The sequence below is a fragment of the Nonomuraea sp. NPDC003214 genome, assembly GCF_053590035.1.
In genome coordinates, this window is the sequence record NZ_JBSFSX010000004.1 from 378,565 (window position 1) to 399,098 (window position 20,534).

Below are 20,534 nucleotides of genomic sequence, written 5' to 3' on the forward strand. Positions count from 1 at the left end.
GACAGATCCCGAAAGGGCCACGGACCGTGCGTGACACCAACCAGCTCGGCCTCGTCCGCAACCTGGGCATCCTCGCCCACGTCGACGCCGGCAAGACCACCATCACCGAACGCGTCCTGTACGCCACCGGCGCCACCCACAAGCGCGGCGAGGTGCACGACGGCACCACCGTCACCGACTACGACGCCCAGGAGCGCGAACGCGGCATCACCATCTTCGCCGCCGCCGTGACCTGCGCCTGGGACGGCCACCGCGTCAACCTCATCGACACCCCCGGCCACGTCGACTTCGCCGACGAGGTCGAACGCTCGCTGCGGGTGCTCGACGGCGCGATCGCCGTGTTCGACGGCGTCGCGGGCGTCGAACCGCAGAGCGAGGCCGTCTGGCGGCGCGCCGACCACCACGGCGTGCCCCGCATCGCCTTCGTCAACAAGCTCGACCGGGCCGGCGCCGACCTCGACGCCGCCGTCGCCTCGATCCGCGACCGCCTGCGCGTCACGCCGCTGGCCGTCCAGCTGCCCATCGGGCGGGAGGACGGCTTCACCGGCGTCGTGGACCTGCTGCGCATGCGGGCGCTGGTCTGGGACGGCGCGTACGAGGAGCGTCCCGTCCCCGCGGAGCTGCTGGAGGAGGCGCGGCGGCGGCGCAGGCTGCTGGAGGAGGCCGTGGCCGAGCTGCACCCGGCCGTGCTGGAGGAGTTCTGCGCGGGGACGCCGGTCGGCGAGGCGACGCTGCGGGCGGCGCTGCGCGACCTGACGCTGGAGCGCCGGGCCGTCGTCGTGCTGTGCGGCTCCGCCTACCGGGACCGGGGGATCGAGCCGCTGCTCGACGCCGTCGTGGCCTACCTGCCGTCGCCGCTGGACGTCCCGGCCGTGCCCGGCCGGGCCGCCGGCCCCGCGCAGCCGCTGGCCGCGCTGGTGTTCAAGGTCCACTCGACCGGCGGCGGACGGCTGACGTACCTGCGCCTGTACGCCGGGACGCTGCGGAAGGGGGACGCCGTGCTGGACGCGGGCGCCGGGCGCACCGAGCGCGCCGGGCGGGTCCTGCGCGTGCGGGCCGACCGGCACACCGAGGTCGACCGGGCCGTGGCCGGCGACATCGTGGCCGTCACCGGGCTGAAGGCGGCCCGGCCCGGCGCCACGCTGTGCGCGCCGGACGCGCCGCTCGTCCTCGAACCGCCCGCCGCCGCCGAGCCCGTCGTCTCGATGGCGGTCGAGGCCAGGCGGAGCGTGGACGCGGGCCGGCTGGCCGCCGCGCTCGCCCGCCTGGCCGAGGAGGACCCGTCGCTGTCGGTGCGGGCCGACCCGGAGACGGGCCAGACCGTGCTGTCCGGCATGGGGGAGCTGCACCTGGAGGTGGCCGTGGAGAAGATCCGCCGCGAGCGGGGGCTGGACGTCGCCGCCGGGCGGCCCCGCGTCGCCCATCGCGAGACGGTGGCGCGCGGCGTGTCCGGCGTGCTGTACCGGCACGTCAAGCAGGACGGCGGCGCCGGGCAGTTCGCGCACGTCCAGCTCGACGTGGAACCGCTCGACGCGGCGGCCGGCTTCACGTTCCGCTCCGCCGTCACCGGCGGGCGGGTGCCGCGCGAGTACGTCCGCGCGGTCGAGACCGGATGCCGCGACGCCCTCGCCGCCGGGCCGCTCGGCGGGCATCCGGTCACCGGGCTGCGCGTCACGCTCACCGACGGGGCGACGCACGTGAAGGACTCCTCCGAGGCGGCCTTCCGCACCGCCGGGGCGCTGGCGCTCAGGCAGGCGCTGCGCGCCTGCGCGATGGTGCTGCTGGAGCCGGTGGCCGAGGTCACGGTCACCGTCCCGGACGACGCGGTCGGCGGCGTGCTCGGGGACCTGGCCGCCCGGCGCGGCCGCGTCACCGGCTCGGCCGCGCGGGGCGGCACGGCGGTCGTCACCGCCACGGTGCCGCTGGCCGAGCTGTTCGGGTACGCCACCCGGCTGCGCAGCCGCACCCAGGGCCGGGGCGCCTTCACCAGCCGCCCGGCCGGGTACGCCCCGGTCTGACGCCGGGTACGCCCCGGTCTGCCGGCCGGACAGAGGGCCGTCCGGCCGGCAGACCCCCCTACGCGGTTACATCGAATATTGATATAAATGCCGGGTGGCACCCTCACCGGAGGCCCTCGATCTCGGCGAGCTCGTCACCGCGATCGAGGACTTCAACACCCACTTCATCCGCCTGCCGTCGGTCCGCAGGCTCAGCTTCTCGACCCTGTCCGTGCTGCACACGCTCGCGCGCCGGGGCCCGATGCGGCTCACCGGCCTGACGGCGACCGAGCAGCTCAAACAGCCCGCGCTCACGAGCCTGGTGGCCAAGCTCGAACGCGACGGGCTGGTGTCACGCCGCCCCGACCCGCGCGACGGGCGCGCCGTCCTGCTGACCCTCACCGAGGAGGGCGCGCAGATCGTCCGATCCCGGCACGCCGAACGGGTGACGCGCGTCGCCCGCCTCGTCGAGCACCTGGACGACGACGAGCGCGCGGCGCTCGCCGGTTACGCGGCCGTCCTGACCCGGCTGACCGAGATCGCCGCCCGCCTCGACGACCAGAAGCCCGACGACCAGAAGCCCGACGACCAGAAGCCCGATGATCAGAACCCCGACGGCTAGACGCCCGACGACCAGGAGAACGCCTCCCTTGACGAACCGCGCCTTCCCCCTCCACCCGGAGCCGCTGCACGTGCCCGACGAGGTGCTCGACGACCTGCGCCGCAGGCTCGCCATGACCAGGTTGCCGCTGGACGCGGGCAACGACGACGGCTTCTACGGCGTGCGCGGCGACCACCTGCGCGAGCTGGTCGCCTACTGGGCGGACGGCTACGACTGGCGGGCGGCCGAGCGGGAGATCAACGCCTACGAGCACTACCGGGTGGACGTCGGCGACGTGCCCGTGCACTTCATGCGCCGGCCCGGCGTCGGCCCCGACCCGGTGCCGCTCATCCTCAGCCACGGCTGGCCCTGGACGTTCTGGCACTGGTCGAAGGTCGTCGACGAGCTCGCCGACCCCGCTTCCCACGGCGGCGACCCGGCGGAGGCGTTCGACGTGATCGTGCCCTCGCTGCCGGGGTTCGGCTTCTCGACCCCGCTGACGCACCGGCCGGACATGAACTTCTGGAAGATCGCCGACGTGTGGCACGAGCTGATGACCGGCGTCCTGGGGCACGACAGGTACGCCGCAGCCGGGTGCGACGTCGGCGCGCTGGTCACCGGCCAGCTCGGCCACAAGTACGCCGCCGAGCTGTACGGCATCCACATCGGCTCGGCCCAGAAGCTCACGATGTTCAACGGCGACCGAGCCTGGGACCTGAGCGGCGGCCTGCCCATCCCGGAGGGCCTGCCCGCCGAGGCGCACGACCGGTTCGTGGCCCTGGACCGGCGGTTCGCGGCGCATCTGGCGGCGCACGTGCTGGCCCCGTCCACGCTCGCGCACGGGCTGACCGACTCCCCGGCCGGCATGCTCGCCTGGATGCTCGAACGCTGGACGAAGTGGTCCGACAGCGACGGCGACGTGGAGAACGTGTTCTCCAAGGACGACCTGCTCACCCATGCGACGATCTTCTGGGCGGGCGACGCGATCGCCAGCTCGATCCGCACGTACGCCAACAACAACCGCTACCCGTGGACCCCGTCGCACGACCGGTGGCCGGTCGTCGAGGCGCCCACGGGCATCACGTTCGTCAGCTACGAGAACCCGCCGGGCGTGACGACGGCAGAGCAGCGGATCCGGAGCTTCCTCGACGGCGACCGGGCCGCCTGGTACAACCACGCCGGCATCACCTGCCACGAGCGCGGCGGGCACTTCATCCCGTGGGAGCTCCCCCGGGAGTGGGTGGCGGACCTGCGCCGCACCTTCCGGGGCCGCCGCTGAGCGGATCTTTCGCCGGTGACGTCCCTGGGGATGAATGCCGTCATGACCACACAAAGGCTAGGAATCGACGAGGTCCTCACCACCACCAGAAGCGTAAGGAAGCGCCTGGACCTGGACAGGCCGGTGCCGATGGAGCTGGTGCGGGAGTGCCTGGAGATCGCGCTGCAGGCGCCGACCGGCGGGAACCGGCAGGGGTGGGAGTGGGTGGTGGTGACCGATCCCGCCACCAGGGCCAGGATCGGCGACTACTACGGCCGGTCCGTCCGGGCCTATCACGCGTCGGGCTCGTCGGCCGGGAACCTGTTCCAGGACGACCCGGCGCGGGCCGAGGTGCAGCGACGGGTGTCGTCGAGCTCGGCGTACCTGGGTGAGCACATGGGCGAGGTGCCGGTGCTGGTGCTGCCGTGCATCCGGGTGCCCGACGGGAAGCTGCCGGAGGGCAGCCAGGCCGGGCTGTGGGGCTCGCTGCTGCCGGCCGCGTGGAGCTACATGCTCGCCGCCCGCGCCCGCGGGCTCGGCACCGCGTGGACGACCCTGCACCTGGCGTACGAGCGCGAGGTCGCCGAGCTGCTGGGCCTCCCCGGCGACGTCCGGCAGGGGGCGCTCATCCCCACCGCCTACTACACCGGCGACACCTTCAAGCCCGCCCGCCGTCAGCCTCTGGACGAGGTCCTGCACCTGAACCACTGGAGCGGCTGACCCTCCGGGCCCCGCCCCTGCGCCCCCCGCGCCCGCGGCCGGGCGGGGCCACCCCCTTGACCGGATGCCCGTTCTCATAAATGATTATTCCTACTTAATAAGTAGGGTACATCGGAAAGGTGGGAACGTGCGGGCGCTCATCCTGCTCGGGCTCGTCGGATTCGCGGCGCAGCTCGTAGACGGCAGCCTCGGCATGGCGTACGGGGTCACCTCGACCACGTTGCTCCTGGCCGTAGGCACCAACGCGGCGGCCGCCTCGGCCACGGTGCATCTGGCCGAGATCGGCACCACACTCGCCTCGGGCCTGTCCCACTGGCGCTTCGGCAACATCGACTGGAAGGTCGTCGCCAGGATCGGCATCCCGGGCGCGCTCGGCGCATTCGCCGGCGCGACGTTCCTGTCCAGCCTCTCGACCGAGGTCGCGGCCCCGGTCATGTCGCTCATCCTGCTGTCCCTGGGCGTCTACATCCTCATCCGCTTCACCGCGTTCGGGCTGCCGCGCGGCAACCTGGGCAAGCCGCTGCGCCGGCGGTTCCTGGCGCCGCTGGGCGTCCTGGCCGGTTTCGTCGACGCCACCGGCGGCGGCGGGTGGGGCCCGGTCGGCACGCCGGCCATCCTGGCCAGCGGGCGGATGGAGCCGCGCAAGGTCATCGGCTCGATCGACGCCAGCGAGTTCCTGGTCGCGATCGCCGCCTCCGTCGGCTTCATCGTCGGCCTCGGCTCGGAGAACATCGACTTCGCCTGGGTCGGGGTCCTGCTGCTCGGCGGCGTGATCGCCGCCCCGATCGCGGCCTGGCTGGTGCGGCACGTGCCGCCCCGCGTCCTCGGCTCGGCGGTGGGCGGCGTCATCGTGCTCACCAACGTGCGCAGCCTGCTGCGCAGCGACTGGATCGACGCGCCGGGCGGCGTCCAGTCCGTCGTCTACATCGCGATCGCCATCGTCTGGGCCGCCGCCGTCGCCTACTCGGTGCGCGCCTACCGTCGCGACAAGGCGCTCGAAGCCGCCGCCCCCGCTTCCCGCGAGGACGAGCAGGAGGCCGCCCCCGCCTGACACCGGCGCTCCCGGCGAGGGTCTACCCGCCGGGGGCCGGGGCGGTGGAGGCCCGGACGATCAGCTCGGTGGCCAGCTCGACGTGGTGCGACTCGACCGTGCCGCCCGCCGCCAGCCGCAGCGCGGTACGCAGGGCGACAGCGCCCATCTCACGCAGTGGCTGGCGCACGGTCGTCAGCGGCGGCGAGGCCATCTGGGCGATCTGCGTGTCGTCGAACCCGACGATGCTGAGATCCTCGGGGATGCGCAGCCCGCGTGCACGGGCCGCCTCCATGAGGCCGAGCGCGGTCTCGTCGCAGCCCGCGAAGACGGCCGTCGGCGGCTGCGCCAGGCCGAGCAGCGCGGCCCCGCCCGTCAGCCCGTCGTCGTAGCGGAACGTGCCGTACCGGACGTGGCCGGGCGGGACGGGCGCCCCGGCGGCCTCCATCGCGGCCCGGTAACCGTGCAGCCGGGCCTGGTTGCAGGCGGCGGCCGGCGGCCCGCCGAGGTAGGCGACGCGCCGGTGGCCGAGGGCGAGCAGGTGCTGGGTCGCCGCCAGCCCGCCCGCGAAGTTCGTCGACCCGACGCTGGTCACGCGGGCGCGCGGCAGGTTCAGCGGGTCGATCACGACGAGCGGCAGCCGTGCCCTGGCCAGCGCGTCCAGCTCGGCGGCCGAGATCTCGCCGGTGACCGCGACCAGCGCGCGCCGCCCGCCCGCGACCAGGTCGCGGGCCCAGGCGGCGGTGCGGTCGGCGACCTTGGCGATGCTCACGACGACCGACGCGCAGCTCTCCGCCCCGGCCAGCACCGCGCCCTGGATGATCTCGCTGGAGTACGCGTTCAGGTCGGCGTCGAACTGCACCTCGATCACGGACCCGGCCTCGGCCCGGCGCGGCGGCGGCGCGACGTAGTCGTGCCGCCGCAGCAGCTCCTGCACCAGCGACCGGGTCTCCGGCGCGACGTCGCTGCGGCCGTTGAGCACCTTGGACACGGTGGCCACCGACACCCCCGCCGAGGCGGCGACGGTGGCCAGCGTGGCGCGCCTAGGACGCGCCGGCATCGGGCCCGTCCAGGGGGACGACCTCCACGGGCGTGTCGAGCCGGCGGCCGGGCCCGGTCTCGCGCAGCGGCCCGGTCAGCCGGACCCGGCCGCGCAGCGGCAGGTCGGCGGACGAGGTGCCGACGAGCACGTCGAGGTCGCCGGGCTCGACGACGCGGCGCAGGTCGCGGCCGGTGAAGGCGGTGCGGTCGGCGTGCACGCGGAAGCGCACCTCGGCGCTGCCGCCGGGCTCCAGCCGGACCCGGGCGAAGCCGGTGAGCTGTCGCACCGGCCTGGTCACCTGGGCGAGCACGTCACGCAGGTAGAGCTGGACGACCTCCTCGCCGGCCCGCCCGCCGGTGTTGCGCACCGTGGCCGAGACGGTGAACTCGCCGTCGGTCGCCACCTCGGCGTCGCTGACGCGCAGCTCGCCGACCTCGAACGTGGTGTAGGAGGTCCCGTACCCGAAGGGGAACAGCGGCGTCGGGTCGAGGTTGCTGATGCCCGCGCTGTCGACGCCGAGCGGCGGCTGCAGGTAGGTGCCGGGCTGCCCGCCGGGCCTGCGCGGGATCTGCACCGGCAGCCTGCCGACGGGCTGGACCCGGCCGGACAGCACGCCGGCGATCGCCGCGCCGCCCTCCTCGCCGGGCATGAACGCCTGCACCAGCGCCGCCGCGTGGGCGTGCACCTCGCCGAGCGCGTACGGGCGGCCGGAGACGACGACCACGACCACCGGCGTGCCGGTCGCGGCCAGGGCCGTCACCAGGTCCTCCTGCGGGCCGGGCAGCCGCAGGTCCTCCGCGTCGCAGCCCTCGCCCGAGGTGCCGAGCCCGAACATGCCGGCCAGGTCGCCCACGACGGCCACGCACAGGTCGGCCCCGGCGGCGGCCGAGACGGCGGCGGCGAAGCCGGACCGGTCGCCGTCGCGCACGTCGCAGCCCCGCTCGTGGACGATCTCGGCGTCCGGCAGCTCGGCGCGCAGCGCCTCCAGCACGGTCGGCGCCTCGATGCCGAGCCCGAGGCCGGGGTGGCGGGGCAGCACGTGGTTGGGGAAGGCGTAGCAGCCCATGAACGTGCGCGCGTCGTCGGCGCACGGGCCGACGACGGCGACCCGGCGCGCTCCCGGCGCCAGGGGCAGCGCCGTGCCCGCGTCGAGCAGCACGATCGAGCGTTCGGCCACCTCGCGGGCCAGCGCCCGGTTGGCGGGGGAGTCGAGGTCGGCGGCGGCGGCCCCGGCGACCGACCGCTCCGGCGTCCAGTCCTCGTCGAGCAGCCCCAGCTCGGCCTTCTGAGTGAGCAGGCGGCGGGCCGCCCGGTCGATCACCTCCTCGGGCAACTCGCCGCTGCGCACCCGGTCGGCCAGGTGCTGCCCGAACCCGAGCGTGTCGGGCAGCTCGACGTCGACGCCCGCGCTCAGCGCCAGCATCCCGGCCTCGGCGGCGTCGGCGGCGACGCCGTGCATGGTGGCCAGGAACGGGATCGACCAGTAGTCCGACACGACAGTCCCGGTGAACCCCCACTCGCGGCGCAGCACCTCGTCGAGCAGCCACGGGTCGACGGCGGCCGGGACGCCGTCCACGTCGGAGTAGGAGTTCATCACCGACCCGGCGCCGCCGTGCGTGACGGCCGTCTCGAACGGCGGCAGGATCACGTCCATCAGCTCGCGCCGGCCCATCGGCACCGGCCCGTGGTTGCGCGCGGCCCGCGAGGCGGAGTAGCCGGCGAAATGCTTGAGCGTGGCGATGATCCCGGCGCCCTGCAGCCCGCGCACGTACGCGGTGCCGAGGGTCGCGACCAGGTGCGGGTCCTCGCCCATGGTCTCCTCGACCCGGCCCCACCGGTAGTCGCGGACCACGTCCAGCACCGGCGCGAGGCCCTGGTGGGCGCCCACGGCCCGCATGTCGCGCCCGATGGCCGCGGCCATCCGCTCCACCAGCTCGGGGTCGAACGTCGCCGCCCAGGCGATGGCCGCCGGGTAGACGGTCGCGCCGTAGGTGGTGAAGCCCGTCAGGCACTCCTCGTGCACGATGGCCGGGACGCCCAGCCGGGAGCCGTCCACGACGGCCCGCTGGAGCCGCACCACCTCGGCGGCGCCCTGCTCGGGCGTCACCGGCGCGCTGCCGAACACCCGCGTCAGCTGGCCGAGCCCGTGGACCGGGCCCGGCGGGGCCGACTTGGTGGCCGCGAACACGTCCTGCATCGGCGCCACGTTGGCCGTGCCCGACTCGCCCCCGTCGGGCTGCATGTCGTTGCCGGGCCACCAGCTGCCGAGCTGCGCCACCTTCTCCTCGAGCGTCATCTCCGCGAGAAGGGCGTCGACCCGGTCGGCCACGGGAAGGGCGGGGTCCCGCCAGGGGCGGGTAACCTGGCCCGGCGTGGGCGTCCGATCAAGTGCCGTCATCTGCTGCTCCTTAAAGCCGCCGAAAGTTTCGAAATATTGTCGACAATGCCGGGCGACCCGCGCGGAGATCTTGCCTGACCCCGTTTGAACAGCTAGGCGCCCGTGTGAGAGTACAACATGGACACGTCTGGATACAGGGGGTTGACAGGCATATGGGCCGATCCTAGATTGCCTCCCGCGCGGTCATTTTCGAAATGTTTCGACAGGGAGAGATCAGCGTGGAGCCCAGGACAACGTCTCGCCGTACCTTCCTCAGCCTCTCCATGGGTCTGCCCCTGGGAGCGGCGCTCGCCGCCTGCGGCACCTCCGGGCCCACCCGGGCCGGCGGCACGCCGACAGGCGGCGGAGGCGGGGGCGGCGGAGCAACCTACTGGTACCTCTCCGGCCAGCCCCAGGAAGGCATCCGGGCCGGCGCGGTGGAGCGCTTCAACAAGGCCAACCCCGGCGGGCAGATCACCGGGACGACCTTCCAGAACGACGCCTACAAGGCCAAGATCAAGACGGCGATCGGCGCGGGCCAGGCGCCCACGCTCATCTGGGGCTGGGGCGGCGGCACGCTGCGCAGCTACGTCCAGGCCGGGCAGGTCGAGGACCTGACGCCGTGGTTCGGCGAGAACGCCGCCGTCAAGGACCGGCTGTTCCCCTCCTCCTTCGGCGCGGCCACCATCGACGGCAAGATCTACGCGATGCCGTGCGAGACCGTCCAGCCGATCGTCCTGTTCTACAACAAGAAGCTGTTCGACAAGATCGGCGCCGAGCCGCCCCAGAGCTGGGGCGACATCATGGCCCTGGTGCCGAAGTTCAACGCGGCCGGCATCGCGCCGTTCTCGCTCGGCGGGCAGTCACGCTGGACGAACATGATGTGGCTGGAGTTCCTCTTCGACCGCATCGCCGGCCCCGAGGTCTTCCAGGCCGTCTTCGACGGGCAGAAGGACGCCTGGTCCAACCCGGCCGCCATCGACGCGCTCACCAAGATGCAGGACCTGATCAAGGCCGACGGCTTCATCAAGGGCTTCTCCTCGATCACCGCCGACTCCAACGCCGACCAGGCCCTCCTCTACACCGGCAAGGCCGCCATGATGCTGCACGGCTCGTGGACGTACGGCATGATGGCCGCCGACGGCGGCGACTTCGTCTCCGGCGGCAACCTCGGCTTCATGAACTTCCCGCCCGTCGAAGGCGGCAAGGGCGACCCCTCCAACACCGTCGGCAACCCCGGCCAGTACCTGTCGATCTCCTCCAAGGCGACCGCCGAGCAGAAGGAGATCGCCAAGAAGTTCTTCGCCACCGGCGTGCTCGACGGCGAGGAGGTGAAGGGCTGGGTCGGCACCGGCGCGGTGCCGATCGTCCAGGGCGCCGACAGCAACTTCGCCGGCTCCAAGGACGCCGACTGGCTCAACTTCGTCTACGGCGTCGCCAGCAAGGCCGGCAGCTTCCAGCAGTCGTGGGACCAGGCCCTCAGCCCGACGGCGGCCGAGACGCTGCTGGACAACATCGCCAAGCTCTTCCAGCTCTCGGTGACGCCGGAGGATTTCGCCACCAACCTGAACGCGGTCATCGGCAAGTGAGCGCACCCCCGCGGCACGGCTCGCTCGCGTGGCTGGCCGTGCCCGCGTTACTGCTTTTCGGCGCCTTCGGCGTGGTCCCGCTCGTGGGCGTGCTCGTGCTCAGCTTCACCTCGTGGGACGGGCTCGGCGACATCCACTTCACCGGCCTGGAGAGCTGGGCCGCGGTGCTCGCCGACCCGGGGCTGCCGCACGCCCTGTGGGTGACGTTCCTGGTCATGGCCGTCTCCTGGCTGGTGCAGACCCCGGCCAGCATCCTGCTCGGCGTGTTCCTGGCCGGTCACCAGCGCTACCGCGCGGTGCTGTCGGTCGTGTACTTCGTGCCGCTGCTGCTCAGCTCGGCCGCCATCGCGATCACGTACAAGGCGCTGCTCGACCCGAACTTCGGGCTCGGCGCCGGGCTCGGGCTGGAGATCCTCGCCCAGGACTGGCTCGGCGAGCCCGCGCTCGCCTTCGGCGTCGTCATCTTCGTGGTGTCCTGGCAGTTCATCCCGTTCCACTCGCTGATCTACCAGGGCGGCGCGCGGCAGATCCCGCGCTCGATGTACGAGGCCGCCGAGCTCGACGGGGCCGGCCGGATCCGCAAGTTCTTCAGCATCACCCTGCCGCAGCTCAAGTACACGATCGTGACCTCCTCGACGCTCATGGTCGTCGGGTCGCTGACGTTCTTCGACCTGATCTTCGTGCTGACGGCGGGCGGGCCCGGCGACGCCACCCGGGTGCTCGCCCTCGACATGTACAAGCGCGGTTTCCAGGCCAACCTCATGGGCCCGGCCAGCGTGATCGCCGTCATCCTCGTCCTGGTCGGCCTCGCCCTGGCCCTGCTGCTGCGCCGGCTCGGCGGCGGGACCGGCAGCGACAGCAGGCTGGAGGGAGCCTGACATGGCCACCAGAACCCCCGGGCGCGAGCGTCCCAACTGGGTCGCCGGCGCCGTGAGCCTGGTGTGGCTGGCGATCGTCGTCATCCCGATCTACTGGATCGTCATCACCAGCTTCAAGACGCAGAGCAACTACTACGCGACCAACCCGCTGGCGCCGCCGACGGAGCCGAACCTCGACGCCTACCGGCTGGTCATCGAGTCGGACTTCGTCCTGTACTTCGCCAACAGCCTCATCGTCACCGCCGGCGCGGTCATCCCCGCGGTCACGGTCTCGTTCATGGCGGCGTACGCGATCGTGCGCGGCGGCAACGGCAGGTTCCTGCGCTCGGTCAACTGGCTGTTCCTCATGGGGCTGGCCATCCCGCTGCAGGCGACCGTCATCCCGATCTACCTGATCATCATCCGGCTGAGCCTGTACGACTCGCTGCTGGCGCTGATCCTGCCGTCGATCGCGTTCGCGATCCCGCTGTCGGTGCTGATCCTGGCCAACTTCATCCGCGACGTGCCCAAGGAGCTGTTCGAGTCGATGCGGCTCGACGGCGCCAGCGAGTGGGGCACGCTGTGGCGGCTGGCCTTCCCGCTGACCCGGCCGGCCGTGGTCACGGTGACCGTCTACAACGCGCTGACGATCTGGAACGGGTTCCTGCTGCCGCTGATCCTCACCCAGAGCCCGGACAAGCGCGTGCTGCCGCTGGCGCTGTGGAGCTTCCAGGGCCAGTACAGCATCAACGTCCCCGCGGTGCTCGCCTCCGTCGTGCTGACCACGCTGCCCATCCTGGTCCTGTACGTGGTCGGCCGCCGCCAGCTCCTCAGCGGGCTGACGGCGGGCTTCGGCAAGTAGGCGCCGCCGCCGGGTAGGTGTCCGGCATGGGGGAGCCGGACATCGCGGTCGTCGGGGTGGGGCCGCGCGGGCTGGCGGTCGTCGAACGGCTGCTCGTCCGCCTGCGCGAGCGCCCGCCCGGCCGCGACGTCACGATCTGGGCGTTCGACCCGGCCGAGCACGGGGCCGGCCGGGTGTGGCGCAGCGACCAGCCGCCGTGGTTCGGCGCGAACACCACCGCCGGGGAGAGCACCGTGCTGTCGCCCGACGGCTTCCTGCCGGAGGCCCGGTTCGGCTCGCTGGCCCGCTGGGGCGGCCTCGCCCCGGACGCCTACCCGCCGCGCGCCCTGTACGGCCGCTACCTGGCCGAGGTGTTCGCCGCCCTGTGCGCCGCCGCCCCGCCGCGCGTGCGCGTCCGCCCGGTGACGGCCGAGGTCACCCGGCTCGTACGGGAGCGGGGGCGGCTGCTGCTGACCGCCGGCGGCACCGTGTACGCGGCGGGCAAGGCGGTGCTCGCAACCGGGCACGCGGACGTCACGCCCTCCGGCGAGCAGCGGGCGCTGCGGCGGCATGCCCGCGCCACGCCCGGGGCCGGCTACGTGCCGCCCGGCCTGGCCGCCGAGATGCCGCTCGACCTGATCCCGCCCGGCGTCCCGGTCGCCGTGCGCGGGCTCGGCCTGACCTTCTACGACGTGATGCGCGCCCTGACGCTGGGGCGGGGCGGGCGCTTCCGCCGCACGCCTGGCGGGGAGCTGCGTTACCTGCCGTCGGGGGAGGAGCCGTGGCTGGTCGCGCTGTCGCGCGGCGGGCTGCCGTTCCTGGCCCGGCCGGCCGTCCCCGCGTACCCGGAGCCCGCGGTGCGGCCCCTGGTCGTCACCGAGGAGCGGCTGTGCGCGCTGCGGGAGCGGGCGCTGGCCGCCACGGGCTCGCCGCAGCTCGACTTCGCCGCGCACGTCGAACCGCTCATCCAGCTCGAGGCCGACCTGGCCTGCGGCGGGGGCGGCGCCCGGCCGCTCGGCAGGCTGGCCAGGCCCTTCCAGGGCAGGTCGTTCGCCGGCCCTGACGACTACCGGCGGTGCCTGGCGGGCCTGCTCCTGTGTGACGCCCGCCGGGCGCGGGCGGGGTGCGGCGGCGGATCGGTCAAGGCCGCCACCGAGACGCTGCGCGCCATCAGGCCGCTGCTGCCGCTGGTCGTCGACTTCGGCGGGCTGCTGCCCGGCTCGCACCGCGACTTCCTCACCCGGTTCGTGCCCGAGAGCTACGTGCTGTCGGCCGGGCCGCCCGCCGAGCACGTCGAACAGCTCGCGGCGCTGCTGGAGGCCGGGATCGTGCAGCCGGCCGGGCCCGCCGCGACGGTCGCGCCCGACGCCGCCGGATTCGTCGTCTCCTCCCCGCACGTGCCGGGGCCCGACCGGCACGCCCGCGTCCTGCTGGAGGCCAGGGCGCCCGGACGGGACGTCACCCGCGACGCCTCGCCGCTCTACCGGCAGCTCCTCGCCGACGGGATGATCAGCGAGTTCGTCAACTCCGGCTACCGCACCGGCGGCCTGGCCGTCACCCGCTCGCCGTACCGGGTCGTCGGCGCGTCGGGCCGGGCCGACCCCGACATCCACGCCCTCGGCGTCGCCGTCGACCGCACCCGCTGGTTCACCGAGGTCGGCACCGGCAGGCCGGGGCAGGACAGCCCGTTCCGCCGCGACGCCGACGCCGTGGCGGCGGCCCTGCTGGGCGACGACGCGCGCTGACCGCGCTCACCGGCCGACGGGCAGCTCGTCCAGGACGGCGGCGGCCAGGGCGCGGGCGGGCTCCTCCCAGGCGCGGGCCAGCTCGTGGAAGGTGCGTTCGGCCCGGATGGCGGGCCAGTCGGCCGGCAGGTGCTCGGCGGGCAAGTGCGGGTCCTGGCGGACGAGCCCCAGCCAGTCGGTGTGGAGCAGGAGCTGCCGGGCCAGGTCGTCGGGCAGCCCGAGCCGCGCGCCGCCGTCGTGCCAGCGGTCGAGGAAGGCGCGGTAGCGCTCGGCGATGCGCGGCGTGTCGAAGGCCCGGACCAGGTCGGCCGGCTCGGTCGGCTTGAGCGCCCGCGCGGCCAGCACGGTCACGTGCTCGTGCAGCCCCAGCTCCGTCACCGTCTCCGTCACGTCCTTGACGCCGGGAGCGATCCAGAGCCCGCTCTGCAGGAGCCCGAACCCGGCCCACACGAGTCGCGAGCGCAGGTCGTGGCGGGCGCCGCGCAGGCTGTCGGGCAGCGAGAACCCGACCAGGGTCCAGGTGCCGTCCCAGTCGCGGTTGACGGCGCCGGTCTCCCAGACGCGGCGGCGGCCGTCCTCCAGCACGCCGGTGGCCTTGGGCGTGAGCCCGAAATAGGTCTTGCGGCCCTGCCGGTGGCGGGCCAGCAGCCCCCGGTTGACCATGCGCGTCAGCGTGGAGCGCACCGCCTCCTCGGTCACGCCGAGGCGCGCGAACACGTCGATGACGCTGCCGGAGTAGACGGCGACGCGGCGGCCGAGCACGTAGACGCCGAGGAAGCTGAACATCAGCGACTGGGGACGCGGTGAGGAGGAGTGCGCGGCGCCGTCCCCGTCGTCGGAAGTCACGAGTAGAGGGTAGACGGGCCCCATTTGTTGGGCAAAGCTATGACGCAGATCGGCACTTTGCCCCGCGTTCAATGGTGTTCCGTCACCCCCCTGCGAAGGAACCAACGCCATGACCGAATCGCCGGCCTCCGCGCAACCCGTCCAGCTCCGCCGCGCCGTCGCCTCCAGCTACCTGGGCAGCGTCATCGAGTACTACGACTTCCTGCTGTACGCCACCGCCTCCGCCCTGGTGTTCGGCAAGGTCTTCTTCTCCGGGCTGCCCCCGCTCGCGGCCACCGTCGCCAGCCTCGGCACGTTCGCCACCGGCTACCTGGCGCGCCCGCTCGGCGGCGTGATCTTCGGCCATTTCGGCGACCGGCTGGGCCGCAAGCGCATGCTCATCCTCACGATGGTCCTCATGGGCGTGGCCAGCTTCCTCATCGGCCTGCTCCCCACCTACGAGCAGATCGGCAGCCTCGCCCCCATCACGCTCGTCCTGCTCCGCGTCGTCCAGGGCGTCGCGGTCGGCGGCGAGTGGGGCGGCGCGGTGCTGATGTCCGCCGAGCACGCCACCGGGCGGCGCGGCCTGTGGGCGAGCTTCACCAACGCCGGAGCGCCCTCCGGCATGCTGCTGTCCACCGCCGTGCTCAGCGGGAGCGCCGCCGTCCTGGGCGAGCGGGAGTTCCTCAGCTGGGGCTGGCGCGTCCCGTTCCTGATCAGCATCGCGCTGCTGGGCGTCGGCCTGTTCGTCCGCGCCCGCGTCGAGGAGACCCCGGTGTTCACGGCCGCCCGGCGGCAGGACGCCTCCGCGCCGCTGCTGGACGTGCTGCGCCACCACCCCAGGACGCTCCTGCTCGGCGTCGGCGTCGGCCTGTCCGCGTTCGTCCTGCAGGGCACGCTCACCACGTTCCTGCTGGCCTACGGGGTGGAGGCCGGCTTCGCCCGGCAGGAGGTGCTCAACGGGCTGACGCTCTCCTCGGGGCTGGCGATCCTCGGCATCCTCGGCTGGTCGGCGCTGTCGGACCGGGTGGGCCGCCGGCCCGTCGTCCTGGCCGGCGCCGTCCTCGCCGCCGTCTACAGCTTCCTGCTCTTCCCGGTGGCCGACACGGGCAGCGTGGCCCTGCTCACGCTCCTGCTCGTGCTCGGCCAGTCGGTCATCCACCCGATGATGTACGGGCCGCTCGCCGCCCTGTACGCCGAGCTGTTCTCCACCCGCAGCCGCTACACCGGCGCCTCGCTCGGCTACCAGCTCGCCGGGCTCGGCGCGGGACTCGCCCCCGTGGTCTTCGCGCAGATCCGGGCGGCGAACGACGGCGGCGGCACGATGGTCATCTCCGCCGTCATCGCCGCCTTCTGCCTGCTCACGGTCGGGTGCGCGCTGGCGCTGCGCGAGACCAGCCGCACCGACCTGGCGGGCGGGCCGATCAGCGAGGGCGTCAGGTAGCCGTACGCGACCGGCCGGCCCCGTGGAGGGCGCGCAGCGCGGGTTTCACGATCTTCCCCGAGGCCGTGCGCGGGATGCTGTCGGCCCAGACGACCGACCGGGGGATCTTGTACCGGGCGAGCCGCCCGTCCAGGTAGTCCAGCAGGTCCCCGGCCTCGGCGCCCGGCTCGCGGACGACGACCGCCAGGCCCGTCTCGCCCCACGTCGGGTCGGGGACGCCGATCACGGCGCAGTCGGCGACGCCCGGATGGGTCGCGATCACCGCCTCGACCTCGGCCGGGTAGACGTTCTCGCCGCCGGAGACGTACATGTCCTTGATCCGGTCGACGATGTAGGCGTAGCCGTCCGCGTCGGCGCGGGCGACGTCGCCGGTGCGCAGCCACCCGTCCGGGGCGGCGGGCGGGCCGCCCCAGTAGCCGGTCATCACGTTCGGGCCCCGGACCAGGACCTCGCCGGGCTCGCCCGGCGCGGCGTCGCGGCCGTCGGGCAGCGCGATCCGCACGTCGGTGAAGAAGTGCGGCACGCCTGCCGAGCCCGCCCTGGCCACCGCCTGGTCCGGCGGCAGATACAGCACGCCGGGGGAGGCCTCGGTCATCCCGTACCCCTGGCTGAAGGCCAGCCCGCGCGCCAGGTACGTCTCGATCGTGCGGAGCGGGACGGGCGCGCCGCCGCAGTTGAGCGTGCGCAGGCTCGACAGGTCCGCCCCGGCCCAGCCGGGGTGCGCGGCCAGCGCGTCGTACATCGTGGGCACCCCGAACAGGTACGTGACCCGCTCGGCCGCGATCGTCTCCAGCACCCGGCCGGGGTCGAACGCGTCCATGAGCACCACCCGGCCGCCCTTGAGCAGCGTCGGCAGGCACGTCATGTTCAGCCCCGCGGTGTGGAACAGCGGCGCGACCACCAGCGTCACCTCGTCGGCGGCCAGGTCGACGTCCACGAGCACGTTGAGGCTGTTCCAGGTGACGTTGGCGTGGGAGAGCACCGCGCCCTTGGGCCGGCCGGTCGTGCCGGACGTGTACATGATCATGCACGGGTCCTCGGCGGAGACGGCCTCGCCGGCCGCCTCGGGTTCCGCCTCGGCCAGCAGCTCCTCGTAGTCGCCGAGCGGGATCCGGCACGGCACGTCCAGCTCCGCCGCCGGCGGCGCGTGCACGAGCGCCGCCGCGCCGCAGTCGGACAGCACGTAGGCCAGCTCGGGGGCGGCGAGCCGGACGTTGAGCGGCACGAACACCGCCCCCAGCGTCCCGGCGGCGAACAGCGTCTCCAGGAACGCCGGATGGTTCGCCCCCAGGTACGCCACCCGGTCGCCGCGCCCCACGCCCCGCCCGCGCAGCACGCGGGCCAGCCGCAGCACCCGCTCGTGCAGCTCCCGGTAGGTGACGCGCCGCCCGCCGTGGACGACGGCCACCCGGTCCGGCGTCCGGCGGGCCCGGCGCTCCGGCCAGGAGCCGACGCCGCCGTCACGCATCGCTCTTGCCCAGGCCGAGCAGCCGGGCCGCGTTGTCCTTGAGGATCAGCGGCCGTACCTCCGGCTTGATGTCCAGCTCGGCGAAGTCGGCCAGCCACCGGTCCGGGGTGATCACCGGATAGTCGGAGCCGAACAGCACCTTGTCCTTCAGCAGCGTGTTGGCGTAACGGACGAGCTGCGGCGGGAAGTACTTCGGCGACCAGCCGGACAGGTCGATGTGCACCGACGGCTTGTGCGTGGCCACCGCCAGCGCCTCGTCCTGCCAGGGGAACGACGGGTGCGCCAGGATGATCGTCAGGTCCGGGAAGTCGGCGGCCACGTCGTCGACGAGCATCGGGTCGGAGTACTTCAGCCGGATGCCGCCGCCGCCCGGCACGCCCGCGCCGATGCCGGTCTGCCCGGTGTGGAACAGCGCGGGCACGCCCAGCTCCTGCAGCGCCTCGTACAGGGGGTAGGCCATCCGGTCGTTCGGGGCGAAGCCCTGCAGGCTGGGGTGGAACTTGAAGCCGCGCACGCCGTGCCCGGCCACCAGGCGGCGGGCCAGCCGGACGCCCGCCCGGCCCCGCCACGGGTCGACGCTGGCGAACGGGATCAGCACGTCGGGATGCTCGGCGCAGGCGGCGGCGACCTCCTCGGCCGGGATCGGCGGGTGCCCGGTCGCGTGCTCGGCGTCCACGGTGAACACCACGGCGGCCATCTTGCGCTCGCGGTAGTAGGCCGCGATCTCGGGGATGGCGGGCTCACGGGCCCCGCGCACCTTGAAGTAGGCGGCGGAGGCGGCCGACAGCTCCGGGCTGAGCGACGGGTGCCCGGAGGCGGAGATCTCGGCGTGGGTGTGGACGTCGATGGCGGTGAGTTCGTCCAGGTCGAGCGCCGTCATCGGGACTCCTTCCGCGAATCGGGGCTGCCGGGGCCGGCCCTGCGGCCGACGTTAGACAGATTCGCGTCGCCGGTCAACAATGTGCGTCAGGTTCGATCTGTCCGTGAATCTGGCGGTGCTTGACCGGGGGATTACGCCGGGCGGGGTAGCAATACGGCGAGGTCAGAGCCGGCGCGGAGGCTGACGGCGATGACCGGGCGGCCGTTCGCTTATCGGGGGGTTGGCGAACGGAACGCCGGACGAGAAGGCGGGGCCGGGCGGCGCTGTCCGCCCGGCCCCCTTGGCGTCCCGGTCAGCCCGCCTCGCCGTGCGCCTCGGCCTTCTGCCGCAGGTAGCGCTGCTCGGGCAGGCTCGTGGTGAGCCGGGCGGCCAGCCGGTAGTTCTCCCGCGCGGCGTCGTGCTCGCCGGCCAGGTCCTGCAGATGCGCCCGGACGGCGTGCAGCCGGTGGTGGCGGGCCATCCGGGGATCGTCGTCGAGGCTCTCCAGCAGGCCCAGCCCGGCGCGCGGGCCGCGCGTCATCGCCACCGCGATCGCGTGGTTGAGCGTCACCATCGGGTTCGGCGCGATCCGGCCGAGGATCCCGTACAGGATGCGGATCTGCTCCCAGTCGGTGTCCTCCGGGCGCGGCGCCTGCACGTGCAGCGCCGCGATCGCCGCCTGGAGCTGGTACGGGCCCAGGGGCGAGGCCGACATCGCGGCGGTCACCAGCGCCGTGCCCTCCTCGGCCAGGGCCGCGTCCCACAGGCCGCGGTCCTGCTCGGCCAGCGGCACCAGGCCGCCGTCCGGGCCGGTGCGGGCCGGCCGCCGGGCCTCGGTCAGCAGCATCAGCGCCAGCAGCCCGGCCACCTCGCCGTCGCCCGGCAGCGACCGGTGCACCAGCCGCGTGAGCCGGATCGCCTCCGCCGTCAGCTCGCCCCGGTGCAGGTCGGGGCCGGAGCTGGCGGTGTAGCCCTCGTTGAAGATCAGGTAGAGCGTGTGCAGCACCGCGTCCAGCCGGTCGGCCCGCTCGCCCGGAGGCGGCAGCTCGAACGACGCGCCCGCCGCCTTGATCCGCTGCTTGGCGCGGCTGATCCGCGGCGCCATCGTCGCCTCCGGCACCAGGAACGCCCGCGCGATCTCGGCCGTGGTGAGGCCGCTGACGGCCCGCAGCGTGAGCGCCACCTGCGACGCGGGCGTCAGCGCCGGATGGCAGCACAGGAACAGCAGCGTGAGCGTGTCGTCCCGGTCACCCGGCCCCTCCTCGCCCGGCGCCGGGGCCAGGTCGGCGTCCGGCGCCTCCCGCACGGCCGCGGCCACCTCCCGGCGCCGCCGCGCCTGCTCGCTGCGTACGTGATCGACCAGGCGGCGGGAGGCGACCGTGATCAGCCAGGCGCGCGGGCTGTCCGGCACCCCCTCTGCGGGCCACTGGGACGCCGCCGCGAGCAGCGCCTCCTGGACCGCGTCCTCGCACTCCTCGAACCCGCCGTAGCGGCGCATGAGCACGCCGAGGACCTGCGGCGCCAGCTCGCGCAGCAGGTCCCCGAGCCGTTCTGTGGCGCTCGCGTCCACGTTCACATCTCCAGTCCGGCCGGGTCCATCAGCGGGCGCACCTCCACGCCGCCCGGCAGCAGCGCGGCCAGCTCCAGCGCGCGCTCCCGGCTCTCACAGTCGACAACGTACTGGCCGGCGACATGTTCCCCGGCGCCCGCGTACGGGCCCTCGGTCACCGCCGGCACGCCGTCCACCACCCGCACCACGGCGCTGAGGGACGGGTCGGCGAGCGCGTGCCCGCCGACCAGCTCGCCCGCCTGCCGGGCCGCGGTCACGAACGCCTCGTGGCCCGCCGCGTCCGCGTAGAGGCTCAGTAAGAACTTCATCGC

17 protein-coding genes are annotated in these 20,534 nt (G+C 73.8%); 10 read left to right on the top strand and 7 right to left on the bottom strand.

All coding sequences use genetic code 11. The annotated features are described in order from the left end of the window. Nucleotides 1–26: 26 nt before the first annotated feature. The 5 genes from fusA to ACWDXC_RS14180 all read left to right on the top strand — a co-directional run bounded on the left by fusA (nt 27) and on the right by ACWDXC_RS14180 (nt 5,627). Nucleotides 27–2,018 carry an elongation factor G gene (fusA, locus tag ACWDXC_RS14160; protein WP_449981492.1) on the top strand — a complete coding sequence of 664 codons (1,992 nt, stop codon included), beginning with the start codon at nt 27–29 and terminating at the stop codon, nt 2,016–2,018. A gap of 94 nt (nt 2,019–2,112) precedes the next feature. After that, nucleotides 2,113–2,619: a MarR family winged helix-turn-helix transcriptional regulator gene (locus tag ACWDXC_RS14165; RefSeq protein ID WP_449981494.1), complete on the top strand. Its 507-nt coding sequence runs from the start codon at nt 2,113–2,115 to the stop codon at nt 2,617–2,619. A gap of 28 nt (nt 2,620–2,647) precedes the next feature. Then, nucleotides 2,648–3,877, top strand: coding sequence for an epoxide hydrolase family protein (locus ACWDXC_RS14170; RefSeq protein WP_449981496.1), 1,230 nt, complete (start codon nt 2,648–2,650; stop codon nt 3,875–3,877). 42 nt (nt 3,878–3,919) lie between these two features. Continuing rightward, nucleotides 3,920–4,576, top strand: a complete 657-nt coding sequence (locus ACWDXC_RS14175; protein WP_375073336.1) for a nitroreductase family protein — start codon at nt 3,920–3,922, stop codon at nt 4,574–4,576. A gap of 127 nt (nt 4,577–4,703) precedes the next feature. Next, nucleotides 4,704–5,627, top strand: coding sequence for a sulfite exporter TauE/SafE family protein (locus tag ACWDXC_RS14180; RefSeq protein WP_449981498.1), 924 nt, complete (start codon nt 4,704–4,706; stop codon nt 5,625–5,627). Between the two features lie 22 nt (nt 5,628–5,649). Here ACWDXC_RS14180 and ACWDXC_RS14185 read toward each other — a convergent pair whose 3' ends face one another. Both ACWDXC_RS14185 and ACWDXC_RS14190 read right to left on the bottom strand, forming a co-directional pair. Further along, nucleotides 5,650–6,666: a LacI family DNA-binding transcriptional regulator gene (locus ACWDXC_RS14185; protein ID WP_449981500.1), complete on the bottom strand. Its 1,017-nt coding sequence runs from the start codon at nt 6,664–6,666 to the stop codon at nt 5,650–5,652. Next, the gene (locus ACWDXC_RS14190) at nt 6,650–9,046 is read right to left on the bottom strand and encodes a glycoside hydrolase family 3 N-terminal domain-containing protein (protein ID WP_449981502.1); all 2,397 of its coding nucleotides are present in this window, start codon (nt 9,044–9,046) and stop codon (nt 6,650–6,652) included. Before ACWDXC_RS14190 ends, ACWDXC_RS14185 begins: the two co-directional genes overlap by 17 nt. Nucleotides 9,047–9,309: 263 nt before the next feature. Here ACWDXC_RS14190 and ACWDXC_RS14195 point away from each other — a divergent pair, with 263 nt between their 5' ends. From ACWDXC_RS14195 to ACWDXC_RS14210, 4 genes are read left to right on the top strand one after another with little or no spacing between them, the layout of a single operon-like run. Beyond that, nucleotides 9,310–10,614, top strand: a complete 1,305-nt coding sequence (locus ACWDXC_RS14195; protein WP_449981504.1) for an extracellular solute-binding protein — start codon at nt 9,310–9,312, stop codon at nt 10,612–10,614. Then, nucleotides 10,611–11,492 (top strand): carbohydrate ABC transporter permease, encoded by an 882-nt coding sequence (locus ACWDXC_RS14200; protein WP_308125910.1) that lies wholly within the window; start codon nt 10,611–10,613, stop codon nt 11,490–11,492. Before ACWDXC_RS14195 ends, ACWDXC_RS14200 begins: the two co-directional genes overlap by 4 nt. Before the next feature lies 1 nt (nt 11,493). Continuing rightward, the gene (locus ACWDXC_RS14205) at nt 11,494–12,333 is read left to right on the top strand and encodes a carbohydrate ABC transporter permease (RefSeq protein WP_364170621.1); all 840 of its coding nucleotides are present in this window, start codon (nt 11,494–11,496) and stop codon (nt 12,331–12,333) included. A 26-nt stretch (nt 12,334–12,359) separates the two neighbouring features. Continuing rightward, on the top strand, nt 12,360–14,057 hold the full coding sequence (locus ACWDXC_RS14210) for an FAD/NAD(P)-binding protein (protein ID WP_449981507.1): 1,698 nt from the start codon (nt 12,360–12,362) through the stop codon (nt 14,055–14,057). Between the two features lie 6 nt (nt 14,058–14,063). Here the strand turns inward: ACWDXC_RS14210 and ACWDXC_RS14215 are convergent, their stop codons facing one another. Continuing rightward, the gene (locus tag ACWDXC_RS14215; RefSeq protein WP_449981509.1) at nt 14,064–14,903 is read right to left on the bottom strand and encodes a PaaX family transcriptional regulator; all 840 of its coding nucleotides are present in this window, start codon (nt 14,901–14,903) and stop codon (nt 14,064–14,066) included. A 109-nt stretch (nt 14,904–15,012) separates the two neighbouring features. On the opposite strand from ACWDXC_RS14215, the gene ACWDXC_RS14220 reads away from it, so the two are divergent. After that, nucleotides 15,013–16,326 carry an MFS transporter gene (locus ACWDXC_RS14220; protein WP_246645690.1) on the top strand — a complete coding sequence of 438 codons (1,314 nt, stop codon included), beginning with the start codon at nt 15,013–15,015 and terminating at the stop codon, nt 16,324–16,326. On the opposite strand, the gene ACWDXC_RS14225 is transcribed toward ACWDXC_RS14220, so the two are convergent. The 4 genes from ACWDXC_RS14225 to ACWDXC_RS14240 form a co-directional block, all read right to left on the bottom strand. Beyond that, nucleotides 16,319–17,794: an acyl-CoA synthetase gene (locus ACWDXC_RS14225; protein WP_449981511.1), complete on the bottom strand. Its 1,476-nt coding sequence runs from the start codon at nt 17,792–17,794 to the stop codon at nt 16,319–16,321. The two genes, ACWDXC_RS14220 and ACWDXC_RS14225, sit on opposite strands and share 8 nt — an antisense overlap. After that, nucleotides 17,787–18,674, bottom strand: a complete 888-nt coding sequence (locus tag ACWDXC_RS14230) for an amidohydrolase family protein (protein WP_449981513.1) — start codon at nt 18,672–18,674, stop codon at nt 17,787–17,789. Before ACWDXC_RS14230 ends, ACWDXC_RS14225 begins: the two co-directional genes overlap by 8 nt. A gap of 292 nt (nt 18,675–18,966) precedes the next feature. Next, nucleotides 18,967–20,223 carry an RNA polymerase sigma factor gene (locus tag ACWDXC_RS14235; protein WP_449981515.1) on the bottom strand — a complete coding sequence of 419 codons (1,257 nt, stop codon included), beginning with the start codon at nt 20,221–20,223 and terminating at the stop codon, nt 18,967–18,969. Between the two features lie 2 nt (nt 20,224–20,225). Next, a complete protein-coding gene (locus tag ACWDXC_RS14240; RefSeq protein WP_449981517.1) occupies nt 20,226–20,531 on the bottom strand; it encodes a YciI family protein in 306 nt (101 codons plus the stop codon). Nucleotides 20,532–20,534: the final 3 nt, after the last annotated feature.